The sequence below is a fragment of the Pseudomonas sp. LBUM1658 genome (assembly GCF_059716055.1).
Map to the genome: position 1 here is coordinate 2633242 of NZ_CP166798.1, position 14084 is coordinate 2647325.

The window sequence follows — 14084 nt, forward strand, 5'->3', positions numbered from 1 at the left end:
GCAGTTTCTTAGGAAAGTGGTGGCCGGTCGGCTTTGGTGGCTTCGGTGGCTTCGGTGGCTGCGGTGGGGGTAGCGGGTTGTTCGAACACCTGCCAGCCCCCGCCCAGTGCCTTGTAGAGCTGCACGCTATCAAGCAGCAGCCGGGTGTTGCTGTCGTCGGCGCTCAGGCGCACCGCCAGGCGCGCCCGTTGCGCGTCCAGCAGCGGCAACAGATCGATCTGCCCTCTATCGTAGAGCGACTGCGCGCGGCTCAGAGCAGCCTCCGCAGACTCGGTGGCCGACTGCAACCACTTGGCGCGGTGACGCTCTTGCGCCTGCGTGACGAGGGCGTTCTCCACGTCCTCGAGCGCACGCACAATGCCGTCCTCGGCGCGCAGTAGCGCCTCACGCTGGCCGCTCTCGGCGACCTCGTTGATCGCGCGTGTGCGTCCGGCGTTGAAGATCGGCATGGTGAGCAGGCCGGCCACATTGGTGAAGTTGGCGGCGCCCAGATCGAGACCGTTCAGCTCAAGGCCCTGGCGGCCGTAGGATGCACCGAGGAACAGTCGCGGGAACCACTCGGCCGCGGCTTGTTTACGGCGCGCATTGGCGGCATCGATCTGCGCCATCAGCGCCAATACATCAGGCCGGCGCTGCAGCAGGGTGGCGGGCTGCCCCTGCCGGGCCTCGGGCGCCACCACGTTGCCATGGGAGGGCTGGATGCTCGCAGCGTTAAAGGCCTGATCACCGATCAATACGGCGATACGGTGCCGCGCCACAGCAGCCAGGGTCTCCAGCGCAGGGATCTGCGCTCGCGCCGATGCGGCATCGGTCTGCGCGCGCTCGACGTCGAAGGAGGTCGCCAGCCCTACACGGTGACGCGCATTAACCAGGCGCAGTGTCTCGTCCTGCGCCGCCGAGATCGCGCGTAATGTTTCGGCCTGGCGCAGCGCGCCGACCAGCGTGAAGTAGTTGCTGGCGACGTCGCTCATCACCAGTAGGCGCACGCCGCGTACGCCGTCCTCCGCAGCCAGTGCCTCGGCCTCGGCCGCTGCCGCGCCAGCGCGCAGGCGTCCGCTCAGGTCAAGTTCCCACGAGACGTCCAGGCCTGCGCCGACGGTCTTGGTATCTGGAAGCGCCTGCTTCTTGGCAGTGTCGTAGCCGCTGCTACGGTCGGAGCCGAAGGCGGACATTGCGACACTCGGAAAGAGCCAGGAGCGACTGACCGTCTCACCGGCGCGAGCAGTGCGCACGCGCTCGGCGGCGATCTTGATATCACGGTTCTCGCGCATCGCGCGGTGCACCAGATCCGTCAACACCGGGTCGTTGAAAGTCTTCCACCACGCAGCTTCGGGTTCCATCTCGGAGGCTGTGCTTGCGGCGAACTTGGCCGGCAGGTCTACCGACGGCTTGACGACCTCAGTGGAGCAACCGGTCAAGACCAGGGCGAAAGACGCGGCGAGCGCTGCACCAACGACGACGCCGAGCAGGCGTTCGGCATGTTGCAGGGGCGTCTGCCCGGCGTGGCGGGTCAGCGGATGGGAAGTTGGAAGTCGCGGCATCGGATTGGACTCGTGTAGATTCGAGGTTGCATCAGCGTAGGGCCCGGTGTGCGCGAAGTCGTCAGCGAAACGTCGCCGTTCGGTCGTCATATCGAGCGCTCATTCAGGGTGAGATGTCACTCGCCATCGGTATCTGCCGTGTGCTCGCCGGCCGTCGACACGAGGTCCGAGGCAATCGACTCCAGCAGCTCTTCGGCGGACGAGAACTCGCGCTGACGTCCGGTGACCAGGTTTTCGAGGCGGCCCACCAGGGCCCCCGGCGCGGCATCGCTACGCAGCTTCACTACGTACGAGCGGCGGCTCGGGTACTTGGATTCAGGGTTCAGGCTCATGGCAGACCAGGGGATCAAGAAAGTTCGACGACAGCGTAGGCCGCCCCCTGGGTCGAGTCGTAAGCGAAAGGTCAGACTTCGGTCGGGACAGCGTCCTCCCCGCAGAAATTATTGCCGGTAAGTTAAGGGCGCAAACTTGTGGGAGCGAGCTTGCTCGCGATGACGGCGGTACATTCAGCATCAATATTGGCTGATCCGCCGCTATCGCGAGCAAGCTCGCTCCCACAGGGCTGCGGTGTTCAAGTCCTAACTTACCGGCATTACCCAGAAATCGTGACCTGTCGCCATCGCAGCGGCCCCTTTTCGCTTCAAGCCGACTCGGCAGCCTGAAGCAGCGAGCGCGCACGTTTCACCAGCTCGGTTCCATCCGCTTCGGGCAACTGGTCAACCAGCGCCGCCAGGGCCTGGCGGTCCTCGGTTGCAGCGTCGTGGTGCTCGCACAGTTCGACCAGCGCGAGCAACTCCAGCCACGGTGCTTCCTGGGCGCGCGCCTCCTCAACCGCGCGCCGCACCGCGGTATTGCCGGCATCGAGTCGGCCCTGCATCCGCGCAATCGCTGCCTCCAGCAGTAACAGTTGCGGCAGGTACACGCGCTCGCCCAGTTCCTCCCCGACCCGTAGTGCTTCCTGTAGCTCGACTCGCGCAGCGTCGCAATCACCCGCCAGCAACAGCGCCTCGGCGGCGTAGCCGAGCACCTCGCTGGCACCGGAGCGCATGCCGAGCCCGGTGTGTTCGTCGTAGGCCTCGCGGATGCGACGGTAGCCGTCGCGCGGCGCGCCGTTGCGCGCGTCGGCCCAGCCGCGCCACCAGCGGCAAGCCGTACGCCCCAGTGCGAGCGAATACTCGTCGACCAGCGTCTGCATGTCGTCAGCCAGCGCTGCCACACGCACAGGGTTGCCCATCCGCACCTCGATCAACACCTCCTGCCAGGTGGCGACCAGCCAGGTCATGGGCTGACGAAGCGCCTGCGCGCGGGTCCGCGCCCGCTGCATGTGGGCTCGGCCTTGCTCAACCAGGCCAGAACGCACGAGTTCTATGGCCAGCATACCGTGCAGCATGACCTGAGGATCGGCCGCAAAGACCTCGTTGGCCCCGATGTCCAGCGGCTCGGCGATTGCGAGGGCGCGCTCTAGCCAGCTACGGGTTGCCTGCGTGCGCCCCTGGAGGTGATGCACCTCGCCCTGCACGATGCACGCCACCAGCATGAGCGCTGGATCGTTCGTCTCGGACGAGAGGGCTTCGGCGCGTTCCGCCACCTCCAGCGCCAGCGTATAGTCGCCGCGCAGACCGAGCAGATAGCCGAATCCGTGCAGCAGGCGACCGCGCATCGGATGCTCGGGTACATCCGCTAGCAGCGTGTACGCGCGTTCGAACGCGTTCCTGGCTTCGCTGCCGACACCGAGCGTATGGAAAGCCGACACCCCCTGCAGTGTGGCCAAGGTAATTTCCAGCGCATCGCGCTCCATCCCTTCTGGTGCCTGCCGCAGCAGGACCAACGCGCGCTCAGTGAGACCAATGCACAAGGCCGGGCTGAAGTGCAGCAGCGCGGCTTCTGCGGCCTCGGCGTAATAGCGCAGCGCGATCATCGGCTGCCGAGCCCGGTCGAAGTGCGTCGCCAGCTCCGAGGCAGCAACCGGCACGCCGGCCATGCGCTCGCGTTCGAGGGCAGCGCCAACCTGGCGATGGAGGTGGGTGCGCAATGAGCGCGGCGTGCGGTCGTACAGTACCTGGCGGAAGAGGGCATGCCGGAACGAGTAGGGTAGCTCCACCGCCTCTTCAAGTTCGGCGGCTCGCGGCTGCGTGAGCCACACCTGCTCGCGCACCAGTTCCTCGCAGGCGTGGGCCACAGAAGCGAGGTCGCGCTCGAGGGCCAGCGAAACCGTCTCAACCCGGAATTCGACTCCGCATACCGCTGCCGCCGAGAGCAGCGCACGCTGCTCCGGCCCGAGCTTGGTGATGTAGTGATCAATGATGGCCGCGAGGTTCTCGGGAACCGCCATCCCCGCCAGCCGGGCCTCGATGGTGGCGTCGTCGTCGGTTGGATCCATCACTTCGCTGATGACTGACGACACGAACAGCGGCACACCGTCGGTGCGCTCGTGCAGGGCACGCACGAAAGTTTCATCGCGCGCCAGAGAGTCCGAACGCAATGCGACATAGTCGGCGACCTCGGTTTCCGAAAACGGATCGAGCACCACTTCCTCGCACAGACGTTGCAGGCGCAGTTCGTGGCGCAACGAGCTGAGGGGATGATCGAGCGCTACCACCTCGGCGAGGCGGAAGCTCGACAGCCACATAAACCGCGTGCGGCCACGTCGCCGCGCGATATAGTCGATGAGCTGGACCGTCGCCCGATCGCTCCAGTGCAGGTCTTCGGTCACCAGCAACAGCGGTCGCTGTTCCGTGTAGCGGTCCAGCAGTTCGCCCATTTCCCGGAGCATGCGGTCCGGACCGACGCCGGCAAGCTCGCGGCGCAATGCGTCTCGCTCCTGCGTAGTGCTTAGCCACGGCAGTTGCAGCAGCCAGGTCGGCGCCACGACGCGCAGCAGCGCCGGCAGGGCGGGGTCGCTGCGGCACAGATCGGCCAACGCTTCCAGCACCGGCAGGTACGGCTCGCCGGTGCCGTAGTGTTCCACGCAATGGCCGCGTGCGCAGGCGATGCCGCCAAGGCTGGCGAGGAAATGCTCGATCAACGTGGTCTTGCCAATCCCCGGTTCTCCGGCGAGCCAGACCACGGCACGCTGGCCCCCGTAAGCCCGCTCCCACGCCCGTTGCAGCCTTGAGACCTCGTCGGTGCGGCCAATGAATGGCGGTGACGGATGCGCGCCGGCCGCCGGCACCGTCACGGACGCAGGCGGCATCGAAGGTGCAGGGGAGGGCGCGGCGATGAAGCGATAGCCGCGCCGCGACACCGTCTCGATGAAGCGGGGCTGCCTGGGGTCGTCGCCCAGCACCTTGCGCAGATCGCTGATAGCCGTCTTCAGCACCGAATCGCTGACGAACCGATGCCCCCAGACTGCGTCAAGCAAAGCATCCTTGGTCACCAGCGATCCCGGCTGGCGTGCAAGAACGCACAGCAGGATGAAGGGCGTTGGCGCCAATGCCACGGCTTCTTCGTTACGTAACAGGCAGGCGTTGGCCTCGTCGAGCTCGAAGTCGACGAAGCGGAGCTGGACTGGGTTCGGATGGGGCTGCGGACGTGCCACGTTTGATTCCTGAAGACTAAAACATAGTTTCTAGTACTGGGCCATTACTCCAATGACAACGCTGATTGGCTCAGAAGCCAAGCCTCACCGGTCGGAAACTGACGCAAACCAGGCCCGTCACACCCTAGGCATAGACCACGCGGCTTCATTTTGGTGCGTCAATGATCTCAAAAATAAATGACAAAAACATCAATATTGATAAATGTCTCATTTTTTAATATCTTCACTTTGCCTGACGATGAGACCTGCGCGTCTCACGACTTCAATCACAACAAGGGCTCGAGATGAACAACAACAAGAAAGTTTCCGAATTGCCTCCCGCCGCCGTCGATGTGCTGATCGTCGGTAACGGTCCGGTAGGTGCGACAATCGCGGCGCTGCTCGGCCGCTATGGGATAACGACACTGGTACTGGACAAGACCCATGAGGTCCTGCTGATGCCCCGCGCCATTGCCCTGGACAACGAGGCGCTGCGCATCCTGCAACTCGCCGGATTGTCGGAAGACGCTTTCGAGAAGATCGCTATCCCTGAAGTGAAGATGCACTCCCCGGTTCTCGGGCAATTCAGTCGAGCCAATACCGCAGGGTGTATCGACGGCCATCCCAAGCTTGTGACTTTCTATCAACCCGACCTCGAACGAGCGATGCGCAGCCAGGTTTCCAGGCTGAAGTCAGTGACCAGCCTTGGTGGCTTCGAACTTGAGAACCTGGTCGAGGAATCGGACGGTGTCGTCGCCTCCGTACGTGATCAGAATGGCCACTTGCATTCCGTTCGCGCGCAGTACCTGGTAGGTGCGGATGGCGCAAGCTCCAAGGTCAGAGCACTGATTGGCCAGGAATTCGAAGGACAAACCTATGCAGAGGATTGGCTGATTGTCGATGTCATGAACCGGCATAAGTCAGCGATTGATCACATTGAGTTTATCTGTGATCCACGGCGCCCAACGCCGCACATGCCCGCTCCCGGCGGAAGGGAGCGTTGGGAATTCATGCTACACCCAGGCGAATCCCGGGAAGAGCTGGAAAGCCCGGAAAGCATAGCCCGACTGATCGCGCCATGGATCAATCCGCAGGAGCTGGAAATCGAGCGCAAAGCGGTGTATCGATTCCACGCGCGCTGCTGCAATAAATTCAGTAAGGGACGCACCTTTCTCGCAGGAGATGCAGCCCACATTACCCCTCCCTTTGTCGGGCAAGGTCTCGTTGCAGGCCTTCGAGATGGCGCCAACCTGGCCTGGAAACTGGCCTGGGTCCTTCGCGGCCATGCCGCGCCTTCAGTGCTCGATAGCTATGACGTAGAGCGTCGCCCCCATGCCCAGGCGATGATCAATCTGGCGAAACTCATGGGCCGCCTGGTGATGCCCAGAAACAAGATCGCAGCTTTCTTCGTCCACGGCCTGATGCGCATGCTGGCGTTGACTCCCGCCACCAGAAGGTACTTCGAACAGCTGGACATCAAGCCGAAGAACATCTTCAAAAACGGCCTGTTCGTGCAGCATCGTCGTGGCGATAAGCTGGTTCGTGGCAGTCTGTTTCCCCAAGCCTGGGTTCGCACCATGCAAAAGCAGATCAAATTGAGCGACGATGCGCTTGGAGACAACCTGACCCTGGTTGGATTCGGTGTTGACCCGTTGTCACTGCTGACCCGCGCCCAGGTCGTTTCCTGGGAAAAAATGGGAGGCCATTTCCTGGAGATCAGAACCCGCGGCACGCGCTCCGGTGGCAGTTGCGACTTCATCGAAGACCTGAACCATGACATCCTGCCGCTGGCTGCTAAAGGAACGCTGGTCGCGGTACGCCCCGACCGCATCATCATGCACCACGTCCCTGGCGCAGAGGCAGGCAGTCTCGTTCGAGACTGCATGGGCCTGTTGGCTAGCGCCGACGCCACAGCCGATAGCGTTTCCATTACCATTAACGAGCCCCCTCGATTAAGAGCCTGAAGATGCCTTCCCCCACTTTTCCTTCAGAAGCAACTGCGCAAGAGCCTCTCACTCGAGGCCACAAGAAGCGTGAACGCACCCGTCGCGGCCTGGTGGACGCGGCATTGCGTCTTGTCGCACGTAAGGAGGTGGGGGAGATTGCACTGCTCGAGGTGGCCGCGGAGGCCGCGGTATCCAACGGCACCATCTACAACTATTTTCGAACTCGCGACGAAGTACTCGAGGCAGTTGGCATCGCCATGGCCGCCGAGTTCTCCGATGCCATTTCCGCCCTGAGCTCGGACGTGGACTGCGGCGCACAGCGGCTTTCGATTGGCGTGCGCATGTTCGTATGCCGGGCCGCCGACGACCACCAATGGGCCAATGCACTGCTGCGCATCATCCATTTCGATCAGGCCATGCGCTCGCGATTGGCTGCCCATGTGCTTGGCGACCTGCGTGAAGGTCTGCGCGCGGGCACTTTCGCTTACGAGGACGAAGGGATCGCCCTGGACATGGTCGTATCCTGCACAACCGGAGCAATGCGCTCGGTTGTCGAGGGGCGTGCGGTGGCGGAGCACGATCTGCGAGTCGCCGAAATGATTCTCAAGGCTCTGGGCGTAACACCTGCCAGAGCCAAGAGAATCGCCGGCAAGCCGCTACCCGTCTAGTCCTGATGTCATCCTCGACCCAATCCATTGCCGATAGTTCTTCGCCTGGCGACGAGCCTTCAGCTGATTGCCGATCAATGCCATGAATGGCGACGTCCTGGGTTTTGTCCGTTTCCCTTGGCTCAACAAGCCGAGCTGCTTCTTGATCACCGACGCCACTGCAAGCGATGCCAGCGCCTTGTTCTTCCAGCGGACGACGATGGGCTCCACTTCGGTGTCCTGACCTGCCATCCACTGGCTTGGCAGTGCCGGCTCGATTGCCAACGCAGTGGCAAGCCCCACCATCGACACCGAGCCGCTCACCACTCGCTCCGCGACCTCCTTTCTGCGCACGCCGCCGGTGACCATCAGCGGCATGCGCGCTATTTCTCCTATTTTCTCCGCAAACTCGAGAAAATAGGCTTCTCGAGCCAAGCGGCTGCCATCGCGGGTCTGCCCCTGCATCGCCGGGCTTTCGTAGCTGCCACCTGACAACTCGACCAGGTCGACCGCCTTGGCGTTGAGCATTTCCACCACGCGAGCCGCATCCTCGGCATCGAAACCGCCTCGCTGAAAATCCGCGGAATTGAGCTTCACAGCGACACAAAAGGTCGGTGCCACTCGCTGACGTATTGCGTCGATGGTTTGCAGGAGAATTTGCGCACGATTTTCCAGGCTGCCACCCCAGCGGTCGTTACGCCGGTTGGTCAAGGGCGAAAGGAATTGGCTGAACAGGTAGCCATGCGCTGCATGAACCTCCACGCCGGTGAATCCGGCACGCTCGGCCAGCGCTGCAGCATGGGCATAGCGCTCAATCAGCTCTTCGATCTCCTGCTCATTCAAAGCCCTGGGCGGCACAAAAGCCTTTGATAGTCCGGGAATGTCGACGGCAACCGCAGAGGGCCCCCGTGCCGATTGCCCCATTGAAGCCAATAGCTGCCGTCCGGGATGATTGATTTGCATCCAGGCCTGGGCTCCACGACTGCGGCACGCATCGGCCCATAGCCTGAATTTGCCCAGGTTTCGATCGTCCTCAAGCACCACGCCAGCCGGTCCGGTCAAGGCGTGGCGATCAACCATGACATTGCCTGTGATGATCAGACCGGCCCCACCGTCCGCCCAACGTCGATAGAGCCTGGCCAGCGCTTCCCCTGGAGCGTGATCCTCATTGGCAAGGTTCTCCTCCATGGCAGCCTTGGCAATACGGTTGGGAATCACCACGCCGTTAGGCAATCGAAGCGGTTCGAAGAGCTTTGAGCCGGTCATGTTCTGTCCTTCAGGAATGAAAAAACGGCCAGCCATCGCTCAGGTTTGTTGAAGTCCTGGTTTACATCGATGGGCCGGTTTGATGGCCCTGCCGAGAGGACGAGCCAAAGAACATGGAGCTGAACACGCGTGTTCAAATAAGTCAATGCGTGGACATCTGAATGGCTCTTCATTACTCAGAAAGCCCCCGAATTTATGAGATATATAACCGTTTTGATTGTGAAGCGCGTACTTGATTCAAAAAACGTCGTTGACGTCAAATGAACACGCGTGTTCAATAAGGCCATAAGGTAATCCTGGAGAGAGAACCGTGGAAACCCTAAATCCAACACAGCGCCGCATTCATCAAGCCGCCTTTCGCCTGTTCGCTGAAAGAGGCACCTCGCAGGTGAACATCCTCGACCTCGCGCAAGAGGCAGGAGTGGCGCGCGGAACGGTCTATAGCAACATCGAAAGCATGGAAAGCCTGTTCGAGGCGGTCGCCAGCCATCTCGCGAGGGAGATGCATGAACGCGTCAACAAGAGCTTCAATTCCCTCTCCGATCCGGCTCAGCGCCTTGCCAATGGCGTTCGACTCTTCATTCGTCGAGCTCACGAGGACTCCCAGTGGGGGGCATTCATACATAAATTCGCCATGAGCAATTCTTCGTTGCGCGAAATGTTTTCCAGCCAAGCGACTACGGATCTTCTGAGCGGGCTTTCCAGTGGGCGCTACACGTTTGCGCAGGAGCAATTGCTCTCAGTACTGACGCTGATATCGAGCAGCGTCCTCGGCTCGATTTTCCTGGTGCTGGAAGGGCACAGGACGTGGCGCGAATCGGGCTCAGACACGGCCGAGCTAGTACTGCGGGCATTGGGTGTGCCGCCAGAGGAGGCTCGTGCGCTGGCGACCAAAGAGTTGCCGGCACTTCCGTCTCTCGACTGAGCTCGTAACTGACTCAACTAGACAACACCCCTGGTTTTTTCAGGGGTTGGGGACAGCTTTGCCCTAAAAACCCGGAAAACAAGAGCAATGAACAACAAAAATGAAATGCCCCAGTTGGCGACACCACAACCCGCCCGGCATCCGCAGCCAACGGTGAAGGCCCGAGATCTGACTCACCTGATATTTCAGAGGCCGGACTTGGACGAGGCGGCTCGATTCCTGACTGACTTCGGCCTGACGGTAAGTCAGCAGGACGCCGATACGCTCTATCTACGCGCCACCGAACCCACTTCATACTGTTACCGTGTCCATCGTGCAGAACATGCACGTTTTGTTGGGTTCGGACTGGCAGTCCAGTCTCGCAAGGATCTGGAAAAGCTGACTCGAATCCCAGGCGCGTCACCGGTAGAGAAGTCGGAACATCCTGGTGGCGGGTATTGCGTCAGACTGACCGATCCTTCCGGTTTCATTGTGGAAGCTGTTTGCCACCAGACTCCAGGTGAAACTCTGCTACACAGAGCTCCTCTTCCTTGGAATCTGGCGCAGGAGCAACCGCGAATCAACTCTACGCAGCGCCCGCCGATTGCTCCGCCTGAAGTACTCAAACTGGGCCACATCGTAATCGAAGTGGCCGACTACCAGGCGACCTGTGCCTGGTATACGCAGCATTTCGGGTTTATTCCCAGCGATGTGCAAGTACTCCCCGATGGCACACCTATCGTCGCCTTCATGCGCCTGGACCTCGGTGAAATTCCCACGGATCACCATACGCTCGCGATAGCGCAAGGGTTCATGGCTACCTATAGCCATAGCGCCTATGAGGTGGTCGATGCAGACGCGGTGGGCATGGGGCAGCGGGTCTTGCGGGAGCGGGGGTGGGAGCACTCATGGGGAATCGGCCGACACATTCTGGGCAGTCAGATTTTCGATTACTGGCAAGACCCTTGGGGCGATAAGCATGAGCATTACTGCGACGGGGATATCTTCACGGCCGTACAGCCTGTTGGCATTCATCCCGTGAGCCCCGAGGCAATGGCCCAGTGGGGACAGCTCATGCCCAAGAGTTTTACAAAACCCAAGATGGGCTTGACCAATCTGCGTGCGCTGATCCGTAACCTGCGACGCAGCCCGGACTTAACCATTCGCAAGTTGATAACACTCATGCGGATGTTCGGGTAGAGCTGCCGCCATGTCGAGCAATTCAACCAGGTATGGCCGGCGGGATGTGCTCAAAGCCGGTGCTTTGATCGTCGGCGGCTCGCTGGTCTACAGCGTTGCCAGCCCCCCCTCAGAACAACACCACAGTTCTCGCGCCGCCGAGCACGGGACCAACACTGCTCCAGGAGTACCTTCAATGTCTGCTGTACACGTAGTCCGCTTTGAATTTCAGAATGGTATCCACTGGGGCGTGCTACGCCAGGGCCGTATCACGGTTGTCCCCGGTACTTTTGAAACCACCGGTGACTTCATTCGCCAGAACAGTATCGACGACCTCGCTCAATTGAAAGGTACGGAGTTGGAGGAGGGTGAAGTGAAACTGCTGTCGCCGGTGACCCGTAACCAGCAGTTCGTCTGCCAGGGCGCCAATTACCGTCAGCACATGATCGAGTCGGGCATGGACCCGGATGCGAAGAAATTCAACATGATTTTCACCAAGGCGACGAGTTGCCTGGTGGCAGCTGATAGTGACCTGATCAAGCCGCGCACCGTGCGCTTCCTTGACTACGAGATCGAACTGGGTCTTGTGATGAAGCGCTCGATCACCGGCGCTATTGCTATCACCGACGCCAATCTGCATGAGTTCATTGCAGGCGTCGTCATTGTCAACGACTACTCGGCGCGTGACATTCAAATTCCCCAGATGCAGTTCTACAAGGGCAAGAGCTTCCGCACTTTTGGCCCGGTCGGCCCCTACCTCTGCCTTCTGGATGCCAAGGACATGCATTACCTGAAAGCACTGCAGCTGCGCCTGACGGTCAACGGCCAGGTGCGACAGAGCGACAGCACGGCCAACCTGGTTTACGGCCCCGCTGAAACCCTTACCGAGCTCTCCGCCTTGCAAGATCTCGCCGCTGGAGACCTGATCGCCACCGGTACTCCTGCCGGCTGTGCCCTAACGATACCTTCGCCTGCCAAACAGCGCATTGCGGCCCTGATGCCAGAAGCCACCAAGTGGAAACTTTTCCTCAAGGCGCAGGAGGGTCGGCCGCAGTATCTCAAGCCAGGTGACGTGGTCGAGGCGCGCATTCGCAGTGCCGATGGTGTGATCGACCTCGGCGTGCAACGCAACCGAGTCGTGGGGGAAGCCTGATGGTTGTGCAGAGCCTGAATGACATCGAAAGTCTCGAACGAGTCCCCTTGTCGGAGCGTGGCCTGGCTTGCAGCACTTATGAAGCGCTGCGACAGGCGGCCGAGTGCACCCCCCAGGCGCCGGCGCTAAGCTTCTTCGCCGATGCCGCCGATTTCAGGCGCACCTACGAGTGGAACTACTCCCAGCTCTTCGCGGATATCACCCGCGCGGCGAATGCCTTCCATGATCTGGGTATAAAACCGGGCGAGGTGCTTGCCTTCATCCTGCCCAATCTGCCGGAAACCCATTTCACTATATGGGGCGGGGAGGCGGCGGGCATCGTCATGGCGATCAATCCTCTGCTCGAGGCCAAGCAGATGGCTGGCTTGCTGAATGCCGCCAAGGCATCCGTGGTGGTGACACTCGCGCCGACTCCAGGCAGCGATCTGTGGCCCAAACTGGCTTCGCAGCTGGATCAGTTACCCGGGATCAGGTCTGTCGTTTGGGTCAGCATGGCGCCCTATGTCGACGAACCAGTGCGTGGGGCCCTGAAAGCCGTGGCACTGAAGGAACGAGATTTACACAGCGATATTGCGATCCACGATTGGCAATCGCTGATGAATGCTCAGCCGCACACACACCTCAAGAGCGGTCGGCAAATCCGCCAGGATGAATGCTCCTCCTACATCTGTACTGGCGGCACCACTGGGCTCCCCAAGATCGCCGCGCGTACCCATGGCTCTGAAGTATTCAATGCATGGGCCGTGGCCTCTCACTTGGAGCCACGCAGTGGTGGCCAGGTTATCTTTTGTGGCCTGCCGCTATTTCATGTCAATGGACAACTGGTTACTGGGCTGATGCCTTGGACTCAAGGCGACCATGTGATCCTCGGGACGCCTCATGGGTATCGTGGCGAGGGGGTGATCCCACGATTCTGGGAGATGGTCGAGCACTTCGGCATCAACCTCTTTTCCGGCGTGCCGACTGTCTATGCTGCACTTCTGCAAAATGAATGGCAGGGCCGCGACCTATCCAGTCTTCGCTTTGCAATGTGTGGCGCCGCACCCATGCCGGCTGAACTTTTCCGAGAGTTCGAGCGCCGGACCGGGGTAAAGATCCTTGAAGGTTACGGTCTTACCGAGGGCGCCTGCGTCTCCTCAATCAATCCGCCCCATGGCGAGCGCCGTATCGGCTCCATTGGGCTACGGATCGCCTACCAGAATATGCGCGCGGTCGTGCTCAATGATTCTGGAGAGTTCCTGCGCGACGCCAACGTGGATGAGATCGGCCTCATTACGATCAGTGGTCCGAACCTTTTCCAAGGTTATCTGGATGAGCGTCATAACCAGGGCCTTTGGATCGATATCGACGGTCAGCGCTGGTTGAATACGGGCGATTTGGGTCGCCAGGATGCGCAGGGTTACTTCTGGCTGACCGGCCGCAAGAAGGAGTTGATCATCCGCGGCGGCCACAACATCGATCCCAAGCAAATCGAGGAGGCTTTGCAGGCGCATCCCGCCGTCGCCTTGGCCGCTGCAATCGGCAGCCCCGATGCCTACTCGGGCGAGGTGCCGGTCGCCTACGTTCAACTGCGCCCCGGGCAAGCCTGCAACACCGAAGAACTTGAGGCGTTCGCTCATCTCAACATCAGCGAGCGGGCAGCAGTTCCCAAGCGCATTGAAATCCTCGAAGCGTTGCCACTGACTGCCGTGGGCAAGATATTCAAGCCGGCCTTGCAGCAGCGGGAGATTGCCAAAGTAGTCCAGCAGGAAGTGGAGCGCCTGGGGCTTTCGGATATTGCTGTTGAGGTAGTGCAGGACAATCGCCGTGGGTTTGTCGCCTGCATCCGGGCCGGAACCAGCCAAGAAATCCTGGCGCCGCTCCTGGGACGCTATAGCTTCCAAATCGAGTGGCTTAATTGAGTCCCTGATTTGCATCTGTAAGTCCAGCAA

At 60.9% G+C, this 14084-nt stretch carries 10 protein-coding genes; 6 read left to right on the top strand and 4 right to left on the bottom strand.

Annotation, left to right across the window (positions count from 1 at the left end; translation table 11 throughout):
• Nucleotides 1-8 precede the first annotated feature (8 nt).
• The 3 genes from ACA064_RS12160 to ACA064_RS12170 form a co-directional block, all read right to left on the bottom strand.
• A complete protein-coding gene (locus ACA064_RS12160) occupies nucleotides 9-1541 on the bottom strand; it encodes an efflux transporter outer membrane subunit (RefSeq protein WP_497674232.1) in 1533 nt (510 codons plus the stop codon).
• A 116-nt stretch (nucleotides 1542-1657) separates the two neighbouring features.
• Nucleotides 1658-1873, bottom strand: a complete 216-nt coding sequence (locus ACA064_RS12165) for a hypothetical protein (RefSeq protein WP_497673563.1) — start codon at nucleotides 1871-1873, stop codon at nucleotides 1658-1660.
• A gap of 308 nt (nucleotides 1874-2181) precedes the next feature.
• Nucleotides 2182-5079: an AAA family ATPase gene (locus tag ACA064_RS12170; protein WP_497673564.1), complete on the bottom strand. Its 2898-nt coding sequence runs from the start codon at nucleotides 5077-5079 to the stop codon at nucleotides 2182-2184.
• Nucleotides 5080-5363: 284 nt separating this feature from the next.
• Between ACA064_RS12170 and mhpA the strand changes: the two genes are divergently transcribed.
• A complete protein-coding gene (mhpA, locus tag ACA064_RS12175) occupies nucleotides 5364-7022 on the top strand; it encodes a bifunctional 3-(3-hydroxy-phenyl)propionate/3-hydroxycinnamic acid hydroxylase MhpA (RefSeq protein ID WP_497673565.1) in 1659 nt (552 codons plus the stop codon).
• A 2-nt stretch (nucleotides 7023-7024) separates the two neighbouring features.
• Nucleotides 7025-7672 (top strand): TetR/AcrR family transcriptional regulator, encoded by a 648-nt coding sequence (locus ACA064_RS12180; protein ID WP_497673566.1) that lies wholly within the window; start codon nucleotides 7025-7027, stop codon nucleotides 7670-7672.
• On the opposite strand, the gene ACA064_RS12185 is transcribed toward ACA064_RS12180, so the two are convergent.
• Nucleotides 7661-8917 carry an NADH:flavin oxidoreductase/NADH oxidase family protein gene (locus ACA064_RS12185; protein ID WP_497673567.1) on the bottom strand — a complete coding sequence of 419 codons (1257 nt, stop codon included), beginning with the start codon at nucleotides 8915-8917 and terminating at the stop codon, nucleotides 7661-7663. The genes ACA064_RS12180 and ACA064_RS12185 overlap by 12 nt on opposite strands.
• A gap of 310 nt (nucleotides 8918-9227) precedes the next feature.
• Between ACA064_RS12185 and ACA064_RS12190 the strand changes: the two genes are divergently transcribed.
• From ACA064_RS12190 to ACA064_RS12205, 4 genes are all read left to right on the top strand, one after another.
• Nucleotides 9228-9842: a TetR/AcrR family transcriptional regulator gene (locus ACA064_RS12190; protein ID WP_497673568.1), complete on the top strand. Its 615-nt coding sequence runs from the start codon at nucleotides 9228-9230 to the stop codon at nucleotides 9840-9842.
• 87 nt (nucleotides 9843-9929) lie between these two features.
• Complete coding sequence (locus ACA064_RS12195; RefSeq protein ID WP_497673569.1) at nucleotides 9930-11021, top strand: VOC family protein; 1092 nt, start codon at nucleotides 9930-9932, stop codon at nucleotides 11019-11021.
• Nucleotides 11022-11196: 175 nt separating this feature from the next.
• Entirely contained in the window at nucleotides 11197-12153 is a 957-nt protein-coding gene (locus ACA064_RS12200) for a fumarylacetoacetate hydrolase family protein (RefSeq protein ID WP_497674233.1), read from the top strand.
• Nucleotides 12153-14054 (top strand): acyl-CoA synthetase, encoded by a 1902-nt coding sequence (locus ACA064_RS12205; RefSeq protein ID WP_497673570.1) that lies wholly within the window; start codon nucleotides 12153-12155, stop codon nucleotides 14052-14054. The genes ACA064_RS12200 and ACA064_RS12205 overlap by 1 nt, the downstream gene beginning before the upstream one ends.
• The last annotated feature ends 30 nt before the right edge of the window (nucleotides 14055-14084 follow it).

Coding starts and splice junctions, on each gene's coding strand:
- ACA064_RS12160 (WP_497674232.1), bottom strand. CDS start 1,541: ATGCCGCGACTTCCAACTTCCCATCCGCTGACCCGCCACGCCGGGCAG.
- ACA064_RS12165 (WP_497673563.1), bottom strand. CDS start 1,873: ATGAGCCTGAACCCTGAATCCAAGTACCCGAGCCGCCGCTCGTACGTA.
- mhpA (WP_497673565.1), top strand. CDS start 5,364: ATGAACAACAACAAGAAAGTTTCCGAATTGCCTCCCGCCGCCGTCGAT.
- ACA064_RS12180 (WP_497673566.1), top strand. CDS start 7,025: ATGCCTTCCCCCACTTTTCCTTCAGAAGCAACTGCGCAAGAGCCTCTC.
- ACA064_RS12185 (WP_497673567.1), bottom strand. CDS start 8,917: ATGACCGGCTCAAAGCTCTTCGAACCGCTTCGATTGCCTAACGGCGTG.
- ACA064_RS12195 (WP_497673569.1), top strand. CDS start 9,930: ATGAACAACAAAAATGAAATGCCCCAGTTGGCGACACCACAACCCGCC.
- ACA064_RS12200 (WP_497674233.1), top strand. CDS start 11,197: ATGTCTGCTGTACACGTAGTCCGCTTTGAATTTCAGAATGGTATCCAC.
- ACA064_RS12205 (WP_497673570.1), top strand. CDS start 12,153: ATGGTTGTGCAGAGCCTGAATGACATCGAAAGTCTCGAACGAGTCCCC.